The following is a 400-nucleotide window of genomic DNA, read 5'->3' on the forward strand; positions in this document are numbered from 1 at the left end:
GATGCTGTCAACCCAGAAGTCAGCTTGGGGGTTTATCATTCATCATCTTTTACACACTATGTAGGCGGAGAAGAGGGCTTACCACAGCTGGAGCAGCCTTTATGGAAGTGAGGAAGACCTAGTAAGATTGTTGTCCAGCAAGAAAATCCTTGATGAAGGAACAGAAAACTTAGTTATTACTAAAAAAGAACAGTTAACTTTGAATGTGGAAAAAATAAAAGAAATTAAGTCGGAAAATCTCGATGTAAAAACAGTTGATCGATCAATGATGGCAAAATTAAGTATATCTTTAGAGATGCTCCAATACTTGGTAACAATTCTTTAAAGGCAGCAAAAGGTGCTTTAGCAACTTATTTTATCGATAAAGAAAAGTACTTAGATTTTCACTATGCTGCACTAG

General features: G+C 36.0%; 1 protein-coding gene and 1 pseudogene. Both read left to right on the forward strand.

Going from position 1 to position 400, the window contains the following annotated elements:
- Positions 1-127 precede the first annotated feature (127 nt).
- Entirely contained in the window at positions 128-325 is a 198-nt protein-coding gene (locus ACJ5GX_RS01160; protein WP_495292599.1) for a hypothetical protein, read from the forward strand.
- Positions 262-400 (forward strand): annotated as a pseudogene (locus tag ACJ5GX_RS01165) (DsbA family protein); the annotation flags it as partial. The gene ACJ5GX_RS01160 and the pseudogene ACJ5GX_RS01165, both read left to right, overlap by 64 nt.

The sequence above is a fragment of the Wolbachia endosymbiont of Tuta absoluta genome, from assembly GCF_059414725.1.